19 protein-coding genes are annotated in these 23,042 nt (G+C 65.3%); 5 read left to right on the top strand and 14 right to left on the bottom strand.

Going from position 1 to position 23,042, the window contains the following annotated elements; all coding sequences use genetic code 11:
- Positions 1 to 198: 198 nt before the first annotated feature.
- Together ASD55_RS07285 and ASD55_RS07280 are read right to left on the bottom strand one after the other, a co-directional pair.
- The gene (locus ASD55_RS07285; RefSeq protein ID WP_157598895.1) at positions 199 to 843 is read right to left on the bottom strand and encodes a hypothetical protein; all 645 of its coding nucleotides are present in this window, start codon (positions 841 to 843) and stop codon (positions 199 to 201) included.
- A gap of 130 nt (positions 844 to 973) precedes the next feature.
- Positions 974 to 1,603 carry an HD domain-containing protein gene (locus ASD55_RS07280; RefSeq protein ID WP_056764827.1) on the bottom strand — a complete coding sequence of 210 codons (630 nt, stop codon included), beginning with the start codon at positions 1,601 to 1,603 and terminating at the stop codon, positions 974 to 976.
- 205 nt (positions 1,604 to 1,808) lie between these two features.
- Here ASD55_RS07280 and ASD55_RS07275 point away from each other — a divergent pair, with 205 nt between their 5' ends.
- Together ASD55_RS07275 and ASD55_RS07270 are read left to right on the top strand one after the other, a co-directional pair.
- Positions 1,809 to 2,390, top strand: coding sequence for a nucleotidyltransferase domain-containing protein (locus tag ASD55_RS07275; RefSeq protein WP_056764823.1), 582 nt, complete (start codon positions 1,809 to 1,811; stop codon positions 2,388 to 2,390).
- The gene (locus tag ASD55_RS07270; protein WP_056764821.1) at positions 2,377 to 2,829 is read left to right on the top strand and encodes a hypothetical protein; all 453 of its coding nucleotides are present in this window, start codon (positions 2,377 to 2,379) and stop codon (positions 2,827 to 2,829) included. The genes ASD55_RS07275 and ASD55_RS07270 overlap by 14 nt, the downstream gene beginning before the upstream one ends.
- A gap of 42 nt (positions 2,830 to 2,871) precedes the next feature.
- Here ASD55_RS07270 and ASD55_RS07265 read toward each other — a convergent pair whose 3' ends face one another.
- The 8 genes from ASD55_RS07265 to ASD55_RS07230 all read right to left on the bottom strand — a co-directional run bounded on the left by ASD55_RS07265 (position 2,872) and on the right by ASD55_RS07230 (position 11,518).
- Positions 2,872 to 4,164, bottom strand: coding sequence for an adenylosuccinate synthase (locus ASD55_RS07265; RefSeq protein ID WP_056764819.1), 1,293 nt, complete (start codon positions 4,162 to 4,164; stop codon positions 2,872 to 2,874).
- A 58-nt stretch (positions 4,165 to 4,222) separates the two neighbouring features.
- On the bottom strand, positions 4,223 to 4,405 hold the full coding sequence (locus tag ASD55_RS07260) for a DUF2065 domain-containing protein (protein ID WP_056764817.1): 183 nt from the start codon (positions 4,403 to 4,405) through the stop codon (positions 4,223 to 4,225).
- Positions 4,406 to 4,415: 10 nt separating this feature from the next.
- Entirely contained in the window at positions 4,416 to 5,282 is an 867-nt protein-coding gene (hflC, locus tag ASD55_RS07255; RefSeq protein ID WP_056764815.1) for a protease modulator HflC, read from the bottom strand.
- On the bottom strand, positions 5,282 to 6,352 hold the full coding sequence (gene hflK, locus ASD55_RS07250; RefSeq protein ID WP_056764813.1) for an FtsH protease activity modulator HflK: 1,071 nt from the start codon (positions 6,350 to 6,352) through the stop codon (positions 5,282 to 5,284). Before hflK ends, hflC begins: the two co-directional genes overlap by 1 nt.
- Positions 6,353 to 6,532: 180 nt before the next feature.
- On the bottom strand, positions 6,533 to 7,834 hold the full coding sequence (hflX, locus tag ASD55_RS07245; RefSeq protein WP_056764811.1) for a ribosome rescue GTPase HflX: 1,302 nt from the start codon (positions 7,832 to 7,834) through the stop codon (positions 6,533 to 6,535).
- Positions 7,835 to 7,891: 57 nt separating this feature from the next.
- Positions 7,892 to 8,176: an RNA chaperone Hfq gene (gene hfq / locus ASD55_RS07240; RefSeq protein ID WP_007809007.1), complete on the bottom strand. Its 285-nt coding sequence runs from the start codon at positions 8,174 to 8,176 to the stop codon at positions 7,892 to 7,894.
- Between the two features lie 132 nt (positions 8,177 to 8,308).
- Positions 8,309 to 9,277 carry a tRNA (adenosine(37)-N6)-dimethylallyltransferase MiaA gene (gene miaA, locus ASD55_RS07235; RefSeq protein ID WP_056764809.1) on the bottom strand — a complete coding sequence of 323 codons (969 nt, stop codon included), beginning with the start codon at positions 9,275 to 9,277 and terminating at the stop codon, positions 8,309 to 8,311.
- A gap of 78 nt (positions 9,278 to 9,355) precedes the next feature.
- Complete coding sequence (locus ASD55_RS07230) at positions 9,356 to 11,518, bottom strand: S46 family peptidase (RefSeq protein ID WP_056764807.1); 2,163 nt, start codon at positions 11,516 to 11,518, stop codon at positions 9,356 to 9,358.
- Between the two features lie 235 nt (positions 11,519 to 11,753).
- On the opposite strand from ASD55_RS07230, the gene tdh reads away from it, so the two are divergent.
- The 3 genes from tdh to kbl all read left to right on the top strand — a co-directional run bounded on the left by tdh (position 11,754) and on the right by kbl (position 17,866).
- On the top strand, positions 11,754 to 12,776 hold the full coding sequence (tdh, locus tag ASD55_RS07225; protein WP_056717611.1) for an L-threonine 3-dehydrogenase: 1,023 nt from the start codon (positions 11,754 to 11,756) through the stop codon (positions 12,774 to 12,776).
- Positions 12,777 to 12,948: 172 nt separating this feature from the next.
- Positions 12,949 to 16,587: a DUF748 domain-containing protein gene (locus ASD55_RS07220; protein ID WP_056764805.1), complete on the top strand. Its 3,639-nt coding sequence runs from the start codon at positions 12,949 to 12,951 to the stop codon at positions 16,585 to 16,587.
- 79 nt (positions 16,588 to 16,666) lie between these two features.
- Positions 16,667 to 17,866 (top strand): glycine C-acetyltransferase, encoded by a 1,200-nt coding sequence (gene kbl / locus ASD55_RS07215; protein ID WP_056764803.1) that lies wholly within the window; start codon positions 16,667 to 16,669, stop codon positions 17,864 to 17,866.
- Positions 17,867 to 17,894: 28 nt separating this feature from the next.
- On the opposite strand, the gene ASD55_RS07210 is transcribed toward kbl, so the two are convergent.
- The 4 genes from ASD55_RS07210 to prpF form a co-directional block, all read right to left on the bottom strand.
- Entirely contained in the window at positions 17,895 to 18,668 is a 774-nt protein-coding gene (locus ASD55_RS07210; protein WP_056764801.1) for a pseudouridine synthase, read from the bottom strand.
- 120 nt (positions 18,669 to 18,788) lie between these two features.
- A complete protein-coding gene (locus ASD55_RS07205; RefSeq protein WP_056717591.1) occupies positions 18,789 to 19,907 on the bottom strand; it encodes an OmpA family protein in 1,119 nt (372 codons plus the stop codon).
- 311 nt (positions 19,908 to 20,218) lie between these two features.
- Positions 20,219 to 21,670, bottom strand: a complete 1,452-nt coding sequence (locus ASD55_RS07200) for a bifunctional 2-methylcitrate dehydratase/aconitate hydratase (protein ID WP_056764799.1) — start codon at positions 21,668 to 21,670, stop codon at positions 20,219 to 20,221.
- Between the two features lie 135 nt (positions 21,671 to 21,805).
- Positions 21,806 to 22,990 (bottom strand): 2-methylaconitate cis-trans isomerase PrpF, encoded by a 1,185-nt coding sequence (gene prpF, locus ASD55_RS07195; RefSeq protein WP_056764797.1) that lies wholly within the window; start codon positions 22,988 to 22,990, stop codon positions 21,806 to 21,808.
- Positions 22,991 to 23,042: the final 52 nt, after the last annotated feature.

Raw genomic sequence — 23,042 nt, 5'->3', positions numbered from 1 at the left:
TCCCTGTCTGTTGCATGGGTCCTGCCGTGCAGCAGGCGGTCGGTCCACGCCTGTCGGACGGCCGTACAGGCGGCAGGATCAACGCCAAGTATCGCGACTCATGCCGCAAAGAGCGAGAGCGATTCCATGGCAGGGATAGCATCTGAAAGCGAAAGAGTCCGCACAAGACTCCGTTGAAACCGGAAATGCGACGACCCGTCACGCCATCGGGTTGACACCTTGCCAGAGCATTGACCTTGGCCGTCGGGTCGGCGAAAAATTTTCATCAATGCTGTCGATGCCATCGAACAGCGACGACTGAACGCCGGCCAGCTCGGCACACGACCGCAGGCGTTTGCGCAACGTTTCCACGCTGATCCAGAGCATCGAGGCAAGATCGCCCAACTGCCATTCGACCCGGATAAGCAGCAGTACGTACGCCGCGGCCTGCGAATAGCTGCTGCGCACGACCGCCCTGAAGCTCTCACTCTCCTCCTGCAGCATCTGGCGAATCTGCGGATCGGAGTCGTGTGGCGCCACCAGCAAGCTGGCCAGCGTCGGACCAGGCTCTTCGCCATCTCCACACAGGCTTTGATCAAGCCGCGCGGCATATCGCACCGACCTGTGGGGATATTTAACCAGCCGGCTGTACAGGTAGCCGAGCAAGGTTTCCTGATCGACGGGATTGGCAAAATTCAGCGATAGCTTGCGTCGAGTGCCGATCACGTCTGCAGCAATCCACGCCTCGGAAGCCATTTCCTGCAATCCGAGCTGATCTGCCGATTGCCGTGCGATGCGTTGAAGGTCATTGCGCCTGCATTGCAGGAAGCCGTTGAACGCGTTTTCGCTCGATGATGCGGGCAATGGCCATGCTCCTGCACTGAGGCGTCATCAGCCTGGCGCGCTCGCATGACAGAAGAGAGGCAAATGGCCACCGTATGCGCTTTTTTTGTAGCGATCCGGAACCATGCCGATGCGGGCGATACCCAGGCCTTCAGCCAGATTGCAACGCCACACGCGAGCTTGCTCCAGCCAACTCATGCATCCAGTCCACTGTGCCATCGAGCACTCTGGCGGCCTTGACCTCACTTGCCGAGAAGATTTCCGCCAACGCCTGGTAGTAGCCGAGCGTGCCCTCGCGGCCGCCGGTGAAGCGGTCGAACACGCGGGTGCCGACTTCGGGATGTTCGAGGTCCTGCACGATGGCGCGGGCGTTGTGCAGCTTGTCGCAGGCGCTGACCAGCAGGGTCTGGTCCGGCGCGGCCTTCAGGTGCGCGAGGTAGGCGAGCTTGCGCCGGGTCCAGTCACGGCGTTTGGCTTCGGGGTCGGTGTGGCTGGCCTTGCCTTCGGCGGTGCCGTCGGTGCAGTCCTTGACGATGTCGGCCACGGCGTTGCCGAACTGGGCGCGGATCACCGCCTCGTGCGCGGCGCCGCAATCCTCCAGCGTGTCGTGCAACAGACCGGCGATGGCCTGGTCCTCGCTGCCGCCGAACTCGATCACCAGACTGGCCACGCCAAGCAGGTGGTAGAGGTATGGGATATTCGAGCCCTTGCGCACCTGCGCGGCGTGCGCGATGCGGGCGTAGTCGACGGCGCGGCTGAAGCGGTCGGTGAGTACGGTCATGGTGTTTCCCCTGGTGGTTTCATTACCCCGATGATCGCGGCGGCGTATCGCAGGGAGCAAGATCGTCGGCTTGCCGTATTCACCACGCCGGGCTTGCCTGCTCGACACTGCAATCTGGGTGAATCACCAGTTGCCTTGGCTCGCGGTACTTCGCATGACAGCAAGGTGTTCTCAAATCGGCTACATATGTAGCATAATTTGCTACATGAAGTCCTTGGCCCACTATCTGCTCGGTCAGACGCGCTCAGCTGTATTGAGCGCGCTGTTGTTGCACCCCGATGTTTCACTGCATGTCCGTGAACTGGCCCGTCTGACAGGAACCCATGCGGGTTCGTTGCATCGTGAACTCCGTGCATTGGCCGAACTCGGCCTGCTCGCTCGTGAGGAGGTGGGCCGCCAGGTTCACTACCGCGCGAACACGGGCAATCCGGTTTTCGAGGAGTTGGCCAGCTTGTTGCGCAAGACCGCGGGATTGGCCGATCTGCTGCGTGATGCGCTGGTTCCGTTGGCGGATCGGATAAAGGGCGCATTCGTGTACGGATCGATGGCCTCGGGCAAGACGCATCCGGACAGCGATGTGGATGTGATGGTTATCGGGGCGCCGGGTTTCGCCGAGGTGGTGTTGGCATTGCAGTCGACACAGGAAACGTTGCGTCGGGAAGTGAATCCGACCGTACTGAGCCAGGAGGAGTTTCTCGAACGGCGCAAGGAACGGGACGGGTTTGTTGCACGGGTATGGAAGGAACCGAAATTGTGGCTGATTGGAGACCCTGATGAGCTTGGATAACCTGGTCAAGACCCACCAGATCAAACCCCACGCAACGCATCCTGATGAAATACAGCGCCTGCTGGCAGCTGCAGCGCGCAATCTCGCCGATGCGCGTGTCGAGGGTATCAGCGATGAAACCCGCTTCGACGCGGCTTACAAGGCCATCATGCAGTGCGCCTTGGTGGGCCTGATGGCGAATGGCTTTCGTCCATCCACCAGCATGCCAGGTCATCACCAGACGATGATCCAGACACTGTCGCTGACACTTGGCGTACCGCGCGAGCAATGGGTCGTGATGGATGCGCTGCGCAAGAAGCACAACGTCAACGATTATTCCGGCGACCTTCTGGGACCGGAATCCTTGCGCGAATGCATGGCGCAGGCCAGTGCGTTGTTCGAACAAGCCAGCCTATGGCTGGCAACCAATCGAGCGGATCTCCTCGCTAAAGCACCATGAAAAAGCCCCGCAATGCGGGGCTTTTCTCGGCGACATTCGCGATCAGGCAAACGGATCATCCAGGCTGATCGTGTCGTCGCGATCCGCACCGGTGGCGACCAGGGCCAGCTTGCAGCCCGACAGTTCCTCGACCGCACGCAGGTACGCACGCGCCGCGGGCGGCAGCTTGTTCCATTCGCGGATGCCGGCGGTGGATTCCTGCCAGCCGGGGAATTCCAGGTAGACCGGCTTGCACTCGTCCCAGCCGTCGGCGTCGAGCGGGGCCAGTTCGCGGCGCTTGCCCCGGTATTCGTAGGCGATGCAGACCTTGATGGTTTCCAGGCCGTCGAGCACGTCGAGCTTGGTGATGGCCAGGCCGTTGATACCGTTGATCTGGGTGGCGCGCTTCAGCGCAACCAGGTCGATCCAGCCGCAGCGGCGCGGGCGGCCGGTGCTGGCGCCGAATTCGTTGCCGACCTTGCGCAGGCGCTCGCCCATCTCGTCGTGCAATTCGGTGGGGAACGGGCCGCTGCCGACGCGGGTGGCGTAGGCCTTGCAGATGCCCAGCACGTAGTCGATGTCGCGCGCGCCCACGCCGGTGCCGGCCAGCGCGCCGCCGATGGTGGTGTTGGACGAGGTGACGTAGGGATAGGTGCCGTGGTCGATGTCGAGCAGCGCGCCCTGCGCGCCCTCGTACAGGATGTTGCCGCCTTCGGCGCGCACGTCGTGCAGGATGGTGGCCACGTCGTCGACCAGCGGACGGATGTACTCGCCCCAGGCCAGCGCGTCGTCGAGAACCTTCTGGTAGTCGACCGGCTCGACCTTCAGCCACTGGGTGAGGATGAAGTTGTGGTAGTCCACCGCGGTCTTGATCAGTGCCGGCAGCTCGTGCGGGTACATCAGGTCGGCCACGCGCACGCTGCGGCGGGCGACCTTGTCCTCGTACGCCGGGCCGATGCCGCGGCCGGTGGTGCCGATGGCCTTGCCGCCGGCGGCGATCTCGCGCGCTTTGTCCACCGCGATGTGGTACGGCATGATCAGCGGGGTGGCCGGGCTGATCTTGAGGCGCGAGCGCACTTCGACGCCGTTGGCCTCGAGCTCGGCGATCTCATTGATCAGCGCCTCGGGGGACAGCACCACGCCATTGCCGATCAGGCACAGCGCGTCGTCGCGCAGGATGCCCGAGGGGATCAGGTGCAGCACCGTCTTCTTGCCCTTGATCACCAGCGTGTGGCCGGCGTTGTGGCCGCCCTGGAAGCGCGCCACCGCACTGACCCGCTCGGTCAGCAGGTCGACGATCTTGCCCTTGCCTTCGTCGCCCCACTGGGCTCCGAGGATGACTACTGACTTGCCCATTGCATTACTCCGGGAGGTTTCGATCAGGTTTTGCGCCGCCGGGATGGGGCTGCGCGTATCAATGAAAAATCTGCAGCAGCACCAGTCCGGCCACCATCGCGCCGGCGCCGATCAGACGCAAGCGGCGCGGCGGCAGTTTCAGCGCCTCGCGCATCATTGCCTGCCAGCCGCGCGGCGCCGCGAACAGCATGAGTCCCTCGATCACCAGCACCAGACACAACGCGGCACTCAGCTGACGCATCGGCCGCGACTCAGCGCTTGGAGCTGGACTGTTCGAAGTAGCGCAGGAACTCGTCGTCGGGCTTCAGGATCATCACGCCCTTGCCGTCCTCGAACGAACTGCGGTACGCCGACAGGCTGCGGTAGAAGCTGAAGAACTCCGGATCCTGGTTGTAGGCCTGCGCATAGATGGTGGCCGCCTGGGCGTCACCTTCGCCGCGGATCTTGGCCGCATCGCGCTGGGCGTCGGCGCGCAGCACCTGGCCCTGGCGGTCGGCATCGGCCTGGATCGTCTCGGCCGATTCCTGGCCGGTGAAGCGCAGTTCGTTGGCCAGCTGCAGGCGCTCGGCACGCATGCGCTTGTACACCGATTCGCTGACCTCGTTGGGCAGGTCGATGCGCTTGATGCGCACGTCGACCACGGCGATGCCGAGGTTCTTGCGCGCCGACGCGTCGGTCTGTGCGCGCACGCGTTCGGTGATGTCCTTGCGGCCGCCGGAGATCAGGTCGGGCAAGGTGCGGGCGTTGAACTCGAAGCGCAGCGCGTCCTTCACGATCGGGGTCAGCCGCTGCGCGGCCTGCAACTGGTCGCCGCCGGTGGCGCGGTAGTAGGCGGCGTTGTCGGCGACGCGCCACTTCACGTAGAAGTCGACGTTGACACTCTTCTTCTCGGAGGTGAAGTAACGCTCCGGCGGCGCGTCCAGCGACAGGATGCGCTTGTCGAAGTTCATCACCTGCTGGATCACCGGCAGCTTGAAATGGAGGCCGGGCTGGTAGTCGGTGCGCACGATGCGACCGAACTGCAGCAACAGGGCGCTGTGCCCTTCGCTGACCACGAACATGCTGTTGATGCCCAGCAGGGCGATCAGCACGGCGAGGACGATGGAGCCGATCTTCATCATGGCTGCGCTCCCTTGCTGGCCGCATCGCTGCTGGCGGGCGCGACCACCGTGCCCACCACCGCCGAGTCGGGCGAGGTGGTCGTGGCGCTGCCCTGCAGCGTCGGCAGGTTGATGATGTTGCGACCGCCGGAGCCGTCGATCACCTTCGGGTTCTTCGCCATCACCTGTTCCATCGTTTCCAGCCACAGCCGCTTGCGGGTCACTTCCGGTGCGGCCTTGTATTCCTTCAGCAACAGGTCGAAGCGCGCCGCGTCACCCTGGGCGCGGGCGATGCGTTCGGCCTTGTAGCCGGCCGCTTCGGCCGCGATGCGGGCGGCGTCGCCGCGGGCCACCGGCACCACCTTGCTGGCGTAGGCCAGGGCGCCGTTCTCAATGCTCTGCTTGTCTTCGCGGGCGTTATTGACGTCGTCGAAGGCGTCCTTCACCTCGTTCGGCGGCGCCACGTTCTGGAAACTGACTTCGGTGACGCGCAGGCCGGAGTCGTAGCCGTCCAGCGTCTTCTGCAGCGCCTGCTGCGCCTGGGTGACCAGGCTGGCGCCGGCGGCGGACAGGATCTGGTCCATGTCGCTGCCGCCGATCACCGAACGCACGGCGGCCTCGGCCGCGGCGCTGATGGTGCCGTCGGGGTCGTTCAGCGAGAACAGGTATTTGCGCGAGTCGTCCACCTGGTACTGCACGGTGAAGTCGATCGTGATGATGTTCTCGTCGCGGGTCAGCATGGCCACCTTGTCGGTGACCGAGCGGATACGGGTGGCCTCGACCTTGTTCACCGACTCGATCGGCTGCGGCAGCTTCAGGTGGAAGCCCGGCGCCAGGGTGCGCGAATACTGGCCGAACCGCAGCACCACGCCCTGCTGGCGCGCGCCGATGATGGTGTAACTGCTGAACAGCAGGCCGACCACCAGCAGCACCACGATGCCGGTGAGGATGCTGCCCGGCCCCTGCCCCATCTTGCCGACGCGGTTCCTGGCCTTGTTCAACAGGTCATCCACCGGCGACTTGCCGCCCTGGCGGTTTCTGTTCCACGGATCTTTTTGCCCGTTGTTGCCGGGTTCATTCCATGCCACGAGTCAGTCTCCTTTGGGGACGTCCGGGGGCCGGCAACCACGGTCGAAACACGTGTTGCACCGGGTTGCATTGAGATTCAGCCGAGGCTGTCGAAAGTCCTGTGCGAGCCGCCTTTCGCGGCCGCGCAAACATCGGGGATTCTATCAGAGCGCGCCCGCTGCCGCGCGCCGGGAACGGCGTCATTCCGCCACGGCCAGCAGTTCCTGCAGCAGTTTCGCCTCGGCCGGATCGCCGCCGCCAAGCGGGGCGATGACACTGCGCGGGGCGTCGATGTGCAGCTGCCAGCCATGTTCGTCGATCGACTCGCCGCTGATGGCGCCCGCCGCCTTGAGCCGCGCATGCAGGCGCCCGGCCGACAGCGGCAGGTGCAGCGGCGAGCGCACCCGCTCGCCGCCCAGCAGTTCGCCCAGCGCCAGGCGCAGCAGGTCGAGGCCAACACCGGTGGCGGCGGACAGCCAGACCCGCACCGGCTTGCCGGTGGCGTCCCGTTCGATCCGCGGCTCGGCGCCGGCCAGGTCGATCTTGTTCATCACCCGCAGTTGCGGCACGTCGCCCGCGTCGATTTCCTCCAGCACGTTGTCGACCACCCGATGCAGCCGCTCGCGCTCCTCGTCGGCGGCGTCGCTGACGTGCAGCAGCAGGTCGGCATCGCGGGCCTCGGCCAGGGTGGCGCGGAAGGCGGCGACCAGGTCATGCGGCAGTTCGCGGATGAAGCCCACCGTGTCCGCGATCACCGCCGGTCCGCAGCTGAGATCCTCCAGCTTGCGCACGGTGGGATCGAGGGTGGCGAACAGCAGGTCGGCGGCGAACACGTCACCGGTGGTCAGCACGTTGAACAGGGTCGACTTGCCGGCGTTGGTGTAGCCGACCAGGGCCACCCGCGGCACCGTGTTGCGCAGACGCGCACGGCGCTGCTGGCCGCGCTGGACCTGGACCTTTTCCAGGCGTTTGGTGAGCTGCTTGACCCGCTCGCCGAGCAGGCGGCGGTCGGTTTCCAGCTGGGTTTCGCCGGGGCCGCGGTTGCCGATGGCGCCGCCGCGCTGGGCGTCCAGGTGGGTCCAGCCGCGTACCAGCCGGGTGGCCAGGTGCTTGAGCTGGGCCAGTTCCACTTCCAGCTTGCCCTCGTGCGAACGGGCGCGCTGGGCAAAGATGTCGAGGATCAGTCCGGCGCGGTCGACCACGCGCACGCCCAGGTGCTTTTCGAGGTTGCGTTCCTGCACCGGGGTCAGCAGGTGATCGACCAGCACCAGGTCGGCGTCCAGCGCACGCGCCGCCTCGGCGACCTCGTTGGCCTTGCCGCTGCCGATGTAGTAACGGGGGTTGGGATCTTCGACGCGGGCGCTGATCACGGCGAGCACCTCGGCGCCGGCGGACTTCACCAGTTCGGCGAACTCCTCCGCACGGCGTGCCGTGTCGCCCTCGCCACGCGAATGCGGCAGGACGAGGACGGCACGATCGCCTTTCTTTTGACGGTCAAACACGAGTGGGCGTGATCCTTCGGGAGCAAACCTTCTTCATGCGGGCTGACCGCCGCTGTATCAAGCGTCGGCGTCGGCGCCGCCCGAGGCATCTGCCGGATGGTCGTGGCCATCGTGGCCGTCATGACCATTGCCGATGCGCACGTTGCGACTGGGCACCACGGTGGAGATGGCGTGCTTGTAGACCATCTGGCTGACCTGGTTGCGCAGCAGCACCACGAACTGGTCGAACGACTCGACGGTCCCCTGCAGCTTGATGCCATTGACCAGGTAGATGGCCACCGGCACCCGTTCGCGCCGCAAAGCATTCAAAAATGGATCCTGCAACGATTGCCCCTTGGACATTTCTTGTTCTCCCCTTGCACCAAACAGACCGGAGAAAAAACGCCAGTGGCGCCCCGGCCCAACATGACTCGATGTTAACTGCTTTCAAATGCTTGATGAAAGAAGATTTTTGCGCCCCGCAAGTGCGTGGCGTCACATTGGCGGCACGGGCTCTCCCGGGGGATCGACAAACAGCTGCACCGCGCCGGCAACGCGCGTCGCCATGTCGGCCTGATCGGGCTCGAACAGGCGTGCGCCATGATCGCTGCGCAGCCAGGTGATCTGGCGCTTGGCCAGCTGGCGGGTGGCGAAGATGGCCCGATCGCGGAACTCCGCGGCGTCGCTGCGGCCATCCAGGTGTTCCCACGCCTGCCGATAGCCGACGGCGCGGATTGCCGGCAGGTCGGCATCGAGATCGCCCCGGACACGCAACGCGCGCACCTCGTCGAGGAAGCCTTTGGCCAGCATGGCGTCGAACCGTTGCGCGATGCGCTGGTGCAGCAGCTGCCGGTCGGCCGGCAGCAGCGCGATCTTCAATACCCGCCACGGGAATACCGCGCCCGCCCCGCCCCGCTGCAACTCGGACAGTGGACGGCCGGTCAGTTCGAACACTTCCAGCGCACGCTGCAGGCGCTGGGTGTCGTTGCTGTCGATGCGGCTTGCCGCGACCGGATCGACCTGGGCCAACCGCGCATGCAGTGCCGGCCAGCCGGACTGCGCCGCGTCGGCGCCCAGCCGCGCCCGCGTGGCCGGATCGGCCTCGGGCAGGTCGGACAGGCCGAGCTGCAAGGCGCGGAAATACAACCCGGTGCCGCCGACCAGCAGGGGCACCCGGCCCTGCGCGCTGATCCGTTCCATCACCGGCACCGCATCGGCACAAAAATCCGCGGCCGAGTACGGCTGCGCAGGATCACGGATGTCGACCAGCGCGTGGGGATAACGTGCCAGCGTCGCCGGATCGGGCTTGGCCGTGCCGATATCCATGCCGCGGTAGACCAGGGCCGAATCGACACTGACCAGGTCCAGCGGGAAACGCTCGCTCAATTCGCACGCCAGGGCGGTCTTGCCCGAGGCGGTGGGGCCCATCAGGAAGATGGCGAGGGGACGGTGATCGACGGGCATGGCGCTAGTTTAGAGGCTGCCGCAACGCAAAAGGCCCGCGTCGATGACGCGGGCCCGGTACTTGCGCCAACCAGCGAGTTACTTCGCCGGCACGCCCATTTCCTTCAGCAGGTTGTCGGCGTGGTCGAGGTGATGCATCACCCACAGCATGTAGCGCACGTCGACCTGGATCGAGCGGTTGAGCGTGGGATTGAACAGCCAGTCACCGCTCACCGATTCCCAGTTGCCATCGAACGCCAGGCCGACCAGCTGGCCATTCGCATCCATCGCCGGCGAACCGGAGTTGCCGCCGGTGATATCGAGGTCGGCCAGGAAGTTCACCGGCAGCGTGCCCAGCTTCGGCGAGGCATAGCTGTCGAACGCCCTGGCCTTGATCGCATCGAGTTCGGCCTTCGGCGCATCGAACGGTTCGGCGCCGGTGTACTTCTCGACGATGCCCTGGGCGGTGGTGAACGGCGCGTAGCTGACGCCATCACGGGGCGCCACGCCCTGCACGTTGCCGAAGGTGACGCGCAGCGAGCTGTTCGCATCGGGGTAGACCGGCAGCTTCTGCGAGTCCTTCCACGCGATCATCGCCTGCATGTAGCGCGGGCGCAGCTTGCTCATCTCGCCGTCACGGGCGTCGCCTTCGTCTTCCAGCTGCTTCAGCTGCGGCTGTACCGCGCGGGCGAGCCTGAGCATGCTGTCGCTGCTGGCGTCGATCGCCTTGCTGTCGGCAGCGAACCACTTCATGCGCTCGTCGACGTTGCCGAGCTTGCTGCCGGCATACAGCGCGGCAACTTTCTGCTTGAGCTGGGCTTCGGTCTTCGCGCCACCCAGCCACGCGTCGAGCGCGGGCAGACGCTGCGCCTGCGGCAAGGCCACGTAGCGCGCGAGGCCGTAGACCATGAACTGCTGGTCGACGCCCGGATCGAAGCGGCGATCCATCTGCTTCAGGCCGCCTTCGATGCGCACCCAGTCGCGTTGCTGGTAACCGGCATCGCGTTCGAGGTCGGCCTTCGGCCGCTCCTTCGCCAGATGGGTCAGGCGCACCGCCGTGCCGAACATCGACGCGCGGGTCACCAGGCCGATGGCCAGGTCGCGATCGCGACTGGCCTGGTTGGCGGCGATCTGCTGGCGCAGCTGGCCGATGTCCGCCGCCAGCGCGGCGTTCTCCGCGCCGCCCTGCTGCTTCAGCCAGGTTTCCAGTGCCGCTTCCTGCGCGCGCTTGACCTCGACCGCGTCGGCACGACGCAGGCCTTCGAGCTGGCCGCCGAAGTTCTTCAGGTAGTTGTTGAGGCCGGCGACCATGCTGGCGTACTTCACCGCCACCTTCGGGTCAGCCTTGCCGGCGGTGTTGATGATGTTCAGCGTGTCCTCGTAGACCTTGATCTGGGTCGGGTACATCCAGTCGATCGAACCCTGCACCTCGTCGGCGAGGCGGTAGCGATTGGTGCGGCCGGGATAGCCGACCACCATCACGTAGTCGCCTGCTTCCACCCCCTGCGGGTTCACCTTGAGCACGTGCCTGGGCTGATACGGCACGTTGTCCTTCGAGAACGCGGCCGACTTGCCGTCCTTCGAGACGTAGGCGCGCAGGTAGCCGAAGTCGCCGGTGTGGCGCGGCCACATCCAGTTGTCGACGTCGCCGCCGAACTTGCCGATGGAATCCGGCGGCGCGTAGACCAGGCGCACGTCCTTGATCTCCAGCTGCCTGATCAACTGGTAGCTGTAGCCACCGTGGAAGGTGTAGACGTCGCAGCGATAGCCTTCGCTCTCGCAGGCCTTGACCTGTTCCTTGATCGCCAGTTCGATCGCCTTGTAGCGCTCGGCGCCGCTCATGCCGTCCGTGAGTTTGGCGGTGATCGCCTTGGTGACGTCGCGGATTTCCTCGGTGACGAAGATCCGCGAGGTCGGACCGGCGGAGAGTTCTTCGGCCTTCGTCTTCGCCAGGAAACCCTTCTCGATCAGATTGTTCTCCGGCGTGGAGTTCAGCTGCAGCGCGCCGTAGACACAGTGGTGATTGCTCACCACCAGACCTTCAGGCGACACGAACGAGGCGGTGCAGCCGCCCAGACTCACGATCGCGCCCATCGGGTAGGCGGTCAGGTCGGTCAGGCTGGCCGGATCCAGCTTCAGCCCATGCTGTTTCAGGGTGGCGGCGATTTTCGGCAACTGGGCGGGCTGCCACATGCCTTCGACGGCATGGGCGGTACCGGCGAGACCGGCGGTCAGCGCGGCAGCAAGCAGGACACGACGCATGGAGCACTCCTTGGGAAAATCGGAAAAGTGGGCCGAATCGCATTTTCTTGCGATCTGGCCGACCTTTATGCCGCAAACCCACCGTTCACCGGTAGTGACTTTCGGCAGGGTGGGACCGCCTGCCACAGCCGGTCCCTTGGTGCCGCCATCTTCGGCGCCGGCTTCGATCAATCTATAATTGCCGCTTCCCTGCCCGCCGCGCGGGCCAACCGATGGATTCCCCATGTCGCAGACGATGAAAGCCCTGGTCAAGCGCAAGCCCGAACAGGGCATCTGGATGGAAGAGGTGCCGATGCCCGTGGTCGGCCCGAACGAAGTGCTGATCAAGATCGAGAAAACCGCGATCTGCGGCACCGACCTGCACATCTACAAGTGGGACGAGTGGAGCCAGCGCACGATCAAGCCGGGCCTTACCATCGGCCACGAGTTCGTGGGGCGCATCGTGGAGATCGGCCCGGGCGTGACCGGCTACAAGATCGGCGACCGCGTTTCGGCCGAGGGCCACATCGTCTGCGGCCACTGCCGCAACTGCCGCGCCGGCCGCCAGCACCTGTGCCCGAACACCATCGGCATCGGCGTGAACCGCAACGGCGCGTTCGCTGAGTACATGACCATGCCGGCCTCGAACCTGTGGCCGATCCCGGACCAGATCCCGTCCGAGCTGGCCGCGTTCTTCGACCCGTACGGCAACGCGGCGCATTGCGCGCTGGAATTCGACATGATCGGCGAGGACGTGCTGATCACCGGCGCCGGCCCGATCGGCATCATCGCCGCCGGCATCGCCAAGCACATCGGCGCGCGCAACGTGGTGGTCACCGACGTCAACGACTACCGCCTGAAGCTGGCCGCCGACATGGGCGCCACCCGCGTGGTCAATGTCACCAATCAGTCGCTCAAGGACGTGATGAAGGACCTGCACATGGAGGGCTTCGACGTGGGCCTGGAAATGAGCGGCAACCCGCGCGCGTTCAACGACATGCTCGAATGCATGTACCACGGCGGCAAGGTCGCCATGCTCGGCATCATGCCGCGCGGCGCCGGCATCGACTGGGACAAGGTGATCTTCAAGGGCCTCACCCTGCAAGGCATCTATGGCCGGCGCATGTACGAGACCTGGTACAAGATGACCCAAATGGTGCTGACCGGCTTCCCGCTGCAGAAGGTGCTGACCCACCAGATCCACATCGACGATTTCCAGAAGGGCTTCGACCTGATGGACGCCGGCACCTGCGGCAAGGTCGTCTGTTCCTGGCATTGAGCCATGAGGCGGCAGCCGCTCGTCAGCTCCCGGATTGACCGCTCGCGACCGGCCGCAAGGTCGCGGGCGGTGTCCCCGCGTTAAGCGCGGTCGCGGTAGATTCGTCATCAGCCCACCCGCACCCCATGCAGGGCGGGTTGAATCAACCATTCAGCGTTTCCAGGGAGTCGGTATGTCCGGGTCGAGCTTGTCGCGGCTGCGCGTCTCCTTGCGTGCATCCTGGGATTCCGCACGAACGCGTGCACGGCAGCTGGGGCGCTCGCCCCGCGCCCGCCGTATCGCCGCCATCCTCGCGTCTGTGCTGCTGGTCTACGCCCTGCTCGGCTTCCTTGCCGCTCCGCCGCTGCTGCGCAACTACCTGCAGAACCACTCCGCGGAGATGCTGGGACGGTCGCTGAGTCTTGGCCAGGTGCGCTTCAATCCGTTCACGCTGAACCTGCGGGTCGGCAAGTTGCACCTGCCCGAGGCGGACGGCCAGACGCCCTTCGTCGACATCGACCAACTCACGCTCAACGCCTCGTGGAGCTCGCTGTTCCGCCTGGCTCCGGTGCTGGACGAACTGCGGCTCGATCAGCCGCGGATCGCCATCACGCGAGGCAAGGACCAGCGGTTCAACTTCAGCGACCTGGTCGAACGCTTCACCGCGAAGCCGGCGCCGCCGGACAGCAAGCCGGCGCGTTTCTCGCTCTCCAACATCAGCGTCCATGGCGGCGACATCCGCTTCGACGACCGCCTGGTGGGCGCGCAGCACCACATCGAGAAGCTCGAACTGGGCATCCCGTTCCTGGCCAACCTGCCCAGCTCCACCGACATCTTCGTGCAGCCGCTGCTGGCCATGACGGTGGACGGCAGCCCGTTGCGCATCGACGGCCAGACCAAGCCGTTCGCCAGCAACCGCGAGTCGACCATCGGCTTCCAGCTCGACCGGCTCGACCTGCCGCGCTACCTGGGCTACGTACCGGCGGCGATGCCGGTGGAGATTCCCAAGGGCCTGCTCAGCGGCAGGCTGTCACTGCACTTCGTGCAGACGCAGCCGACGCCGCAACTGCAGCTCACCGGCAACCTGCAACTGGACGACTTCGTGCTCGACAGCAGCCACGGCGAGGCCATCGCCAGGCTGCGGCACGGCAACATCGAACTGACCGACGTGCAACCGCTGGCCTCGCGCTACCACCTCGGCGCGATGCAACTGGAACGCGCCGCGTTGTTCTACACCCAGCGTGCCGGCGGCCACAGCAACTTCGATACGCTGATGCCGCCCGCGGCCAGAAATGATGACAACAAGACCGATGACAAGGCGCCGCCGACCGACCTGCGCATCAGCGCACTCACGCTGCAGGACAGCGCGCTCACCTACGCCGACGCCAGCCAGGCCAAGCTGCAGCTGACCCGGCTGCACGGCAGCCTGCTCGGCCTGGGCACGCTCGCCGGGCCGGCTGCCAAACTCGACCTGGCCAGCCAGCTCGCCGGCGGCAGCCTCGGCGTGCGTGGCGATGTCGACCTCGCCGGCAGCCACTATGCCGGTGCATTCGAACTGAAACAGGTGTCGCTCGTGCCGCTGCAGGCGCTGGCCGCATCCGCCACGGCGGCGCGCATCGCGAAAGGCAAGCTCGACGCCAGCGGCCAGCTGCGACTGGACTGGGGCAAGGCATTCAATGTGCACATCGAACCGGCCCAACTCGGCATCAGCGACTTCGCGCTGGAGCCGCAAGCCAAGGGGCTGGCTGCACCGGTGGCGTGGCGCAAACTGGATGCCGGCATCACCCGGCTCGATCTGGCGACCCGCAACGCGCAACTGGGCAAGGTCACGGCGAACGGTCTGCAGGTCGACGCCGTGCGCGAGCGCGACGACCGGATCAACCTGACCAGCCTGTTCGCCGGCAAGCATCCCGCACCTGCCCGCAGTGACGAAGGTCCGGCCTGGCGCTGGAGCATCGGCCATCTTGGCGTCGAACAGGGCTCACTGCGCCTCACCGATCGCAGTATCGCTGGCGCCAGGCCGGCATCGCTGCTCATCGAGGCACTCAACGGCAATGTCGAAGCGCTCAGCGACAAGCTCGACCAGCCACGCCGGATCAAGTTGGAAGGCCGTATCGGCAAGGGCAGCTTCGCCACCTCAGGCACGCTGCAACCGCTGCCCGCGGTAGCCGACCTGCAGCTGACCACCAAACGACTGGACATCGCCGGTTTCGTGCCCTACGTCAGCGTGCCGCTGAACGTGGATGTCACCAGCGCCCGACTCAGCAGCGACGGCAAGCTGCATTACGACGGCCGCCGGTCCGAGCCACGCTTCGACTACGCGGGCGACGCCGCGTTCGAGCGCGTGCGCATGCAGGACAAAGTCACCGGCGACGACTTCATGCGCTGGCGTTCGCTGCGCGGCTCGCGCATCGACTTGCGCTACGGCAGCGGTGCGCCGCGCGTGCATCTGGGCGCTCTGGTGCTGGATGCGTTCTACGCGCGCGTCATCGTCAACAGCAACGGACGCCTGAACCTGTCCGACGTGATCGCCAACGGCGAACAGGCGCCGGTATCGGTGACCCGCGCCGCGAACACCACGCCGGCGGCGCCGCAGCCGGCGTCCAGCGCACCCACGGCGCCCGCCGCCGACATCCGCATCGGCGAGGTCACCCTGGCCAATGGCCAGCTCAACTACACCGACAACTTCATCAGGCCGAACTACACCGCCAACCTCACCAGCCTCAGCGGCAGGATCGGCGCGTTCGGCACCACCGCCGGCGAACCGCCCGCCGAACTCGTGGCGCAGGCGAAACTGGACGATGCCTCGCCGGTGGACATCAGCGGCAGCATCAATCCGCTGCTGCCGGTAGCCTTCCTCGACATCAAGGGCAAGGCGACCGACGTCGAGCTGACCCGGCTCAGCGCCTATTCCGGCAAGTACACCGGCTACCCCATCAGCAAGGGCCGGCTGACTGCCGACGTGCACTACCTGCTGGACCAGGGCAAGCTCAATGCAGACAACCACCTTTTCATCACCCAGCTGACCTTCGGCGAGCGCTCGAACAGCCCCGGCGTGTCGCACCTGCCGGTGAAGCTGGCGGTGGCCCTGCTGAAGGATACCCAGGGCAATATCGACGTGAACGTGCCGGTGTCCGGCTCGCTGGACGATCCGCAGTTCAGCCTCGGCGGCATGATCATGCGCGCGTTCGGCAACCTCATCGCCAAGGCGGCCACCGCGCCGTTTCGCCTGCTTGCCTCGGCGTTCGGCGGCAGCCACGAGGATCTCGGCTACGTCGAGTTTGCACCGGGTTCCGCGGTGCTGGATGGACCCGCCAAGGATCGCCTCGGACAAATCGTGCAGATGCTCAACCGCAAGCCCGCGCTCACCCTGGACATCAGCGGCCGCGTGGATCCGTCGCTGGACGAAGCCGGCTTGCGCAAGGTGACCGTGGATGACTTGGTTCGCCGCGAAAAGCTCGCCAAGGAATCGGGCGACAAGGTTGCCGCGGACGCCTCGGCGACGACGCTGGCCGAGGTGACGGTAACGCCCGACGAATACGAGCGCTATCTGCGACGCGCCTACCGCCATGCCGACTTCGAGAAACCCAAGAACGTCCTCGGCCTCAGCAAGTCGCTGGAACCGGACGAAATGCGCAGCCTGCTGGAAACCCACGTGGACACGGACGCCACCGCCATGCGCGCGCTGGCCGAGCGCCGCGCCGCCGCCGTGCAGGACTGGCTGCACGGCAAGCTGGACGACAAGCGGATCGCGATCAAGCCGCCCCGGCTCGACGCCAAGGGCATCGACGACAAGGGCAAGACCACTCGCGCGGATTTCGGCCTGCATTGATCGCCGCGCAGTACATACGCATGCGCAGCGATCGCCTGGCGCCCTACAATGGCGCTTTGTCCAACGGCCGGAATTCCCCATGAGCTACTCAGCCAAGGCGCGCTACGCCAGCGAACTCGACTCCATCCGCGAGCAGGGCCTGTTCAAGGCCGAGCGCATCATCACCTCGCCGCAGTCCGCCGAGATCGAGCTGGAAGGCGGCCGCAAGGTGCTGAACTTCTGCGCCAACAACTATCTGGGCCTGGCCGATCACCCCGAGGTGATCGCCGCCGCCAAGGACGCGCTGGATACGCACGGCTTCGGCATGGCCAGCGTGCGCTTCATCTGCGGCACGCAGGACCTGCACAAGCAGCTGGAAGCGAAGATCGCCGCCTTCTTCGGCACCGAGGACACCATCCTCTACGCCGCCTGCTTCGACGCCAACGGCGGCCTGTTCGAACCGCTGCTGGGCGAGGAAGACGCGGTGATCTCGGATGCGCTCAACCACGCTTCGATCATCGATGGCATCCGCCTGTGCAAGGCCAAGCGCTTCCGCTATGCCAACAGTGACATGGCCGACCTGGAGAAGCAGCTGCAGGCCGCCGACGCGGCCGGCGCGCGCACCAAGCTGATCACCACCGACGGCTCGTTCTCGATGGACGGCTTCATCGCCAGGCTCGACGAGATCACCGCGCTGGCCGCCAAATACGATGCGATGGTGCACATCGACGAATGCCATTGCACCGGCTTCCTCGGCGACACCGGCCGCGGCGCGGCCGAGGTCAACGGGGTGATGGACAAGATCGACATCTTCACCGGCACCCTGGGCAAGGCGCTGGGTGGCGCCCTGGGCGGCTTCACCACCGGCCGCAAGGAAGTGATCGAGCTGCTGCGCCAGCGCTCGCGTCCCTACCTGTTTTCCAACTCGCTGCCGCCGCACGTGGTCGCCGCCGCGATCAAGGTATTCGACATGCTGGCCAGCGCCGGCGACCTGCGCGAGCAGCTCAAGGAGAACACCCGCTACTTCCGCGAGCAGATGACCGCGGCGGGCTTCGACATCAAGCCCGGCGTGCACCCGATCGTGCCGGTGATGATCTACGACGCACCGAAGGCCCAGGCGATGGCCACGGCCTTGCTGGAGGAAGGCATCTACGTCACCGGTTTCTTCTACCCGGTGGTGCCGCAGGGCCAGGCACGCATCCGTACGCAGATGAGCGCAGCGCATAGCCGCGAGCATCTCGACCGGGCGATTGCCGCGTTCACCAGGGTGGGACGTAAGCTGGGCGTGATCGCCGGCTGATCGCTTCCGGCGCAGGCCGCGGGCGGCCCTATGACTTCGTGACGAGGGCTCGCACTTCGTCCTGGTCGAGTCGCCGCCACTGGCCTTTCGCCAACTCGCCCAGGGCAAGTGGGCCAATCGCCACCCGGATCAGTCTCAGGACGTCGAAACCCAGGGCAGCCAGCAATCGGCGGATATGCCGGTTGCGTCCTTCGTCCAGCACCACTTCCAGCCACGCATTCTTGTCGCCCACGCGCAGAAGCGTGGCCTTGCGCGCCTTCAGCCGATCACCCGCATCCTCGACGCCGGCCAGCATCGCCTGCAGCACGGCGTCGTCGGGTTGGCCGGCCACCTGCACGTGGTAGGTCTTCTCCAGATGCGTCGCCGGGTCGGTGATGCCCGCGGCCCAGGTCGTGTCGTTGCTAAGCAGCAGCAACCCTTCGCTGGCCTTGTCCAGACGACCGACCGGCCCCAGCCACGGCAGGCCGGCTGCGGCCAGGGCGGTATAGACCGTCGCCCTGCCATGTTCGTCGGCCGCACTGACCACGATGCCGCGCGGTTTGTTGAAAGCCACGTAGACGCTTTCACTTCGCTGCACCGGCTGGCCATCGACCGCCAGACGATGCCGGTCGATCAGGGTGGGCTGATAGGGATCGCGAACCACGTGGCCATCCACGCTGACCCGACCGGCGCGAATCCACTGCTCGGCCTGGCTGCGCGAACAGGCACCCAGTTTGGACAGCACACGAGCCAGACCATGCCGCGGCGACTGCGCGGATGGAGTCGCTGCGGATGCACGACGGAAAGAAGGGGGACGGGGCATCGCGCTAGCGTATAAGGCTGCGCGGTGATGCGCCAACCCGAATCGCGCCCGTTCGGGGCCGGCAGGCAAAAAAAACCCGGCCGAAGCCGGGTTTTTCCTTGCTGATTTACCGCGGTTCGATTACTGCTGAACCTGCAGTTCCGTACGACGGTTCTGCGCGCGACCGGCATCGGTCTCGTTGTCACCGATCGGGTTGCTTTCGCCGTGACCGATCGGGCCTTCCAGACGGCTGGCATCGATGCCGTGGCTGGTCAGGTAGTTGTAGACGATCGAGGCGCGACGCTCGGACAGGCTCTGGTTGTACTCGTCGGTGCCCTTCGAGTCGGTGTAACCGGCCACCGTCACCTTGACCTGCGGGTAACGCTGCAGGGTATCGACGGCCTGGTTCAGCACCGCGATGGAGTCAGCGCTCGGCTCGGCCAGCGACTTGGAGATGTCCGTCTCACCCTTCTTCGGGCGGTCGAACTTGAAGTTAACGCCACGCAGGTCGATCACGACCTTCTGCGCGCAACCATCAGGGCCGACAATCGTGCCGGCGGCGGTGGCCGGGCACTTGTCTTCGCAGTCGTTCACGCCGTCGCTGTCGCTGTCCATCGTCGAGCAGTCAGCCGGGGGCGGAGTGGCGGCGACCGGAGCAGCCGGAGCGGCAGCCGGGGCGCCGAAGCGCGAAACGATGCTGAAGCCCAGGAACCAGTCACCGTAGCCGTCCATGGTCGGCTGGCTGTCGTTGTCCCAGTCATAACGGTAGCCGGCTTCCACGCGGAAGTCGGAGCTGTCGTCGATGGTCTTGGACAGACCGCCGCCCAGCTCGGCAGCCGGGGACCAGCCACTGCCATGCACGCCGTGATGGTTGCTGCCCATCACGCCAGCCAGCAGGTACGGACGCCAGGCGTTCCAGTCGCCCGCGTAGAAGCGCACAGCGGCGCCCACGCTGTTGTTGGACCAGCTGCCGCCACCGTCAGCGTCACGCTTGGTGCGATCGACGAAGATGTCGATCGAGGTGTTCGACGAAATGAAACGACCAACGCCCAGACCGTAGTAGATCTGACGGCTGTTGGTGTTGCGGTCGGTATCGTTGTAGTAACCGCCGACCGTGGGGGCGATGTACCAGCGACCGTCGTAGGACGGCGAGGTCATCGAGCTGGCGGTGTCGGCCGGAGCGGCTGCGTCCTGAGCATGAACGGCACCTACGCCGCCCAGGGCCAGCGCGATCAGAAAATACAAGCCCTTACGTTTCATCAGGTGTCTCCTCAATTATTAGAATTTCGCGTCCGTTCAACCCTGACCGGAAGTCCCGCATCAGACTGAACTACGTCACTCAGAGCTTTTAAAGCCCCTGCTTGGCGTTTATGCGACAAGCGGCGGGGATTGTAGCAAAAGCGTTAAGCCGTGATCGAATTAACACTATTCAGAACAACTACCGGTGAGGTTTCATTCAGGAAAGTCGGATTTGAACGGAATATGGCATTAGCTGGAACATGGAAACGCAGGGACGAAGAAATGCCCATCCCGGCGCCCGACCCTGCGTTAATTTTCCACTCACGTCGTCTTTACAACGTGAAGAGCTCCAGGAAGTGATGCAGAGGCATCGCATCCAGCTGTGCGGGGTCCCGGGTTGCCGCCATGATCGCCTTGACCTTGTGGGCGGGCATGTGGCCCTGCATCGCGGCCTCGAACTTCTGCAGAAGCACCGGTATGCCCTCGGCGCGACGCTTGCGATGGCCGATGGGGTAATCGATCGAAACCTTCTCCGTGCTGCTGCCGTCCTTGAAGAACACCTGGACCGAATTGCCGATATAACGCCTGGCCGGATCGAAGTAGTCCCGGGTGAATTGCGGGTTTTCGACGACTGTCATCTTCTCGCGCAACGCATCGATGCGCGGATCGGCGGCGACGTCGTCGTTGTAATCGCTGGCCACCAGTCGACCGTGGATCAGCGGCACTGCCACCATGTACTGGATGCAATGATCGCGATCGGCGTAATTCGCCAGCGGACCGGTCTTGTCGATGATGCGACAACCGGCTTCCTGGGTTTCGATGGCGATCCTTTCAATCTGGTCGATCCGACCCGCCACCTGCGAATGCAGCTGCATGGCGCACTCCACCGCGGTCTGTGCGTGGAATTCGGCCGGATAGCTGATCTTGAACAGCACGTTTTCCATCACGTAGCTGCCGAACGGACGCTCGAACTCGAACGGCTTGCCGCCGAATGCCACGTCGTAGAAGCCCCAGGTCTTCGCCGACAGCGCCGACGGATAGCCCGCCACGCCGCGGTAGACCGCATTGATGGCGTGGGTCACCGCGCGACGGCAGGCGTCACCGGCAGCCCAGCTCTTGCGCGGACCCGTGTTTGGCGCGTGGCGATAGGTACGCAGGGCGCCGTTGTCGATCCAGCTGTGTGACAAGGCCGTTGTGACTTGCTCCCTGCTCCCGCCAAGCATGGCAGTGGCCACGGCGGTCGACGCCAGCCGCACCAGAATCACGTGGTCCAGGCCAACCTGGTTGAAACTGTTCAGCAGCGCGTAGCAGCCCTGGATCTCATGGGCCTTGATCGCGTAACCCAAGACATCGCGTACGGTCAGTGGTCGTCCACCTTCACGCTCGGCCTTGCGGCTCAGGTAGTCCGCCACGGCGAGGATCGCGCCGAGATTGTCCGAAGGATGACCCCACTCCGCCGCCAGCCAGGTGTCGTTGAAATCCAGCCAGCGGATCTGCGTGCCGATCGCAAACGCCGCCTGTGCCGGGTCAAGCTCATGGTGGGTCCCCGGGACGCGCGCACCACCCGGCAAGATGGCGCCCGGCACCAACGGCCCGAGATGCTTCACGCACTCGGGGAACTTCATCGCCATCATCGCCGTGGCCAGCGAGTCCAGCAGCATGTAGCGCGCGGTGTCGTACGCTTCGGCAGAGTCGATCTTGTAGTCGACGACATAGTTGGCGACGTCGACCATCGGCTGGTCGGGATCTGGGCGCTTGGCGGAGCGGATGTCGTGCGTACTCATGAGTGCTTGGTCTCCTGACGGCAGGAAAGCCGCCATTGCTCGGGATGAACCATCCTTGTCGCTTGATGCCTATCTTGTCAGAAGCCACCTGAGCATGTGGTGGCACCGAAGGGGACACTGCCCCGCTCTGCGGAATCACGCTGCGGGCGCGCGCACCCAGCCTTCCATCAGCACGCGCGCGCTTCGGCTCATGATCGCCTTGGTGACGGTCCATGCACCATCAACCAGCGTTGCCTCCGCACCCACGCGCAAGGTGCCCGACGGATGACCAAAGCGCACGGCCTGTCGCTCACCACCACCTGCCGCAATGTTCACCAGCGTGCCCGGAATGGCCGCGGCGGTACCGATAGCCACCGCCGCCGTACCCATCATGGCGTGGTGCAGCTTGCCCATCGACATCGCGCGCACGAGCAGGTCTATGTCATCCGCCTTGACGGGCTTGCCGCTCGATGCGACATAGTCGGCCGACCTGGCGACAAATGCGACCTTGGGCGTGTGCTGCCGCGTGGCGATCTCGTCGAGTGACTTGATCAGACCCATGCGCAGCGCGCCATGTGCGCGAATGGCCTCGAACATCGCCAGAGCCGTGGCGTCGCCATTGACGGCCTCCTGCAGCTCCGTACCGGTGTAGCCGATCGCGTCGGCCTGCACAAAAATCGTGGGAATGCCGGCGTTGATCATGGTCGCCTTGAGCGTACCGACCCCCGGTACTTCCAGGTCGTCCACGAGATGACCGGTGGGAAACATGGCCCCGCCAGCGCCGTCTTCCTCAGCTGCTGGATCCAGAAATTCCAACTGCACTTCGGCGGCAGGGAACGTCACGCCGTCCAGCTCGAAGTCGCCGGTTTCCTGCACCGCGCCGTCGGTCATCGGCACATGGGCGATGATGGTCTTGCCGATGTTGGCCTGCCAGATGCGCACGGTGGCGATGCCGTCGCGCGGAACACGCGCGGGATCCACAAGGCCGCCCGCGATCGCGAACGGACCGACCGCCGCCGAGAGGTTGCCACAGTTGCCGCTCCAGTCGACGAAGGCCCTGTCGATCGCCACCTGGCCGAACAGGTAATCCACGTCGTGATCCGGCCGGGTGCTGCTGGAGACGATCACCGCTTTGCTGGTGCTGGAGGTGGCGCCGCCCATGCCGTCGATCTGCTTGCCGTAGGGATCGGGGCTGCCGATCACACGCTGCAGCAGCGCATCGCGCGCGGCGCCAGGTACCTGCGCGGTCTCGGGCAGGTCCTGCAAGCGGAAGAACACGCCCTTGCTGGTGCCGCCGCGCAGGTAGGCGGCGGGAATGCGGAGCTGGGGGAGCTGTGCCATGTATCTGTGATCCTGTGGTGACTGTGCCGCGCCGGCAAATCATGCAGGCGCA

The organism is Rhodanobacter sp. Root561 (genome assembly GCF_001427365.1).
In the GTDB taxonomy this organism is placed as follows: Bacteria; Pseudomonadota; Gammaproteobacteria; order Xanthomonadales; family Rhodanobacteraceae; genus Rhodanobacter.
Note: the sequence above shows the minus strand (reverse complement) of the source record. Positions and strands in the feature narration are given on the sequence as shown.

Bases quoted from the DNA above. Each gene is read 5' to 3' on its own strand.
- prpF (WP_056764797.1), bottom strand. From the start codon at position 22,990: ATGGCACAGCTCCCCCAGCTCCGCATTCCCGCCGCCTACCTGCGCGGC.
- ASD55_RS07265 (WP_056764819.1), bottom strand. From the start codon at position 4,164: ATGGGCAAGTCAGTAGTCATCCTCGGAGCCCAGTGGGGCGACGAAGGC.
- hfq (WP_007809007.1), bottom strand. From the start codon at position 8,176: ATGTCCAAGGGGCAATCGTTGCAGGATCCATTTTTGAATGCTTTGCGG.
- miaA (WP_056764809.1), bottom strand. From the start codon at position 9,277: ATGCCCGTCGATCACCGTCCCCTCGCCATCTTCCTGATGGGCCCCACC.
- ASD55_RS07205 (WP_056717591.1), bottom strand. From the start codon at position 19,907: ATGAAACGTAAGGGCTTGTATTTTCTGATCGCGCTGGCCCTGGGCGGC.
- ASD55_RS07260 (WP_056764817.1), bottom strand. From the start codon at position 4,405: ATGCGTCAGCTGAGTGCCGCGTTGTGTCTGGTGCTGGTGATCGAGGGA.
- ASD55_RS07210 (WP_056764801.1), bottom strand. From the start codon at position 18,668: ATGCCCCGTCCCCCTTCTTTCCGTCGTGCATCCGCAGCGACTCCATCC.
- ASD55_RS07220 (WP_056764805.1), top strand. From the start codon at position 12,949: ATGTCCGGGTCGAGCTTGTCGCGGCTGCGCGTCTCCTTGCGTGCATCC.
- ASD55_RS07275 (WP_056764823.1), top strand. From the start codon at position 1,809: ATGAAGTCCTTGGCCCACTATCTGCTCGGTCAGACGCGCTCAGCTGTA.
- tdh (WP_056717611.1), top strand. From the start codon at position 11,754: ATGAAAGCCCTGGTCAAGCGCAAGCCCGAACAGGGCATCTGGATGGAA.
- ASD55_RS07200 (WP_056764799.1), bottom strand. From the start codon at position 21,670: ATGAGTACGCACGACATCCGCTCCGCCAAGCGCCCAGATCCCGACCAG.
- hflC (WP_056764815.1), bottom strand. From the start codon at position 5,282: ATGAAGATCGGCTCCATCGTCCTCGCCGTGCTGATCGCCCTGCTGGGC.
- kbl (WP_056764803.1), top strand. From the start codon at position 16,667: ATGAGCTACTCAGCCAAGGCGCGCTACGCCAGCGAACTCGACTCCATC.
- ASD55_RS07230 (WP_056764807.1), bottom strand. From the start codon at position 11,518: ATGCGTCGTGTCCTGCTTGCTGCCGCGCTGACCGCCGGTCTCGCCGGT.
- ASD55_RS07270 (WP_056764821.1), top strand. From the start codon at position 2,377: ATGAGCTTGGATAACCTGGTCAAGACCCACCAGATCAAACCCCACGCA.
- ASD55_RS07280 (WP_056764827.1), bottom strand. From the start codon at position 1,603: ATGACCGTACTCACCGACCGCTTCAGCCGCGCCGTCGACTACGCCCGC.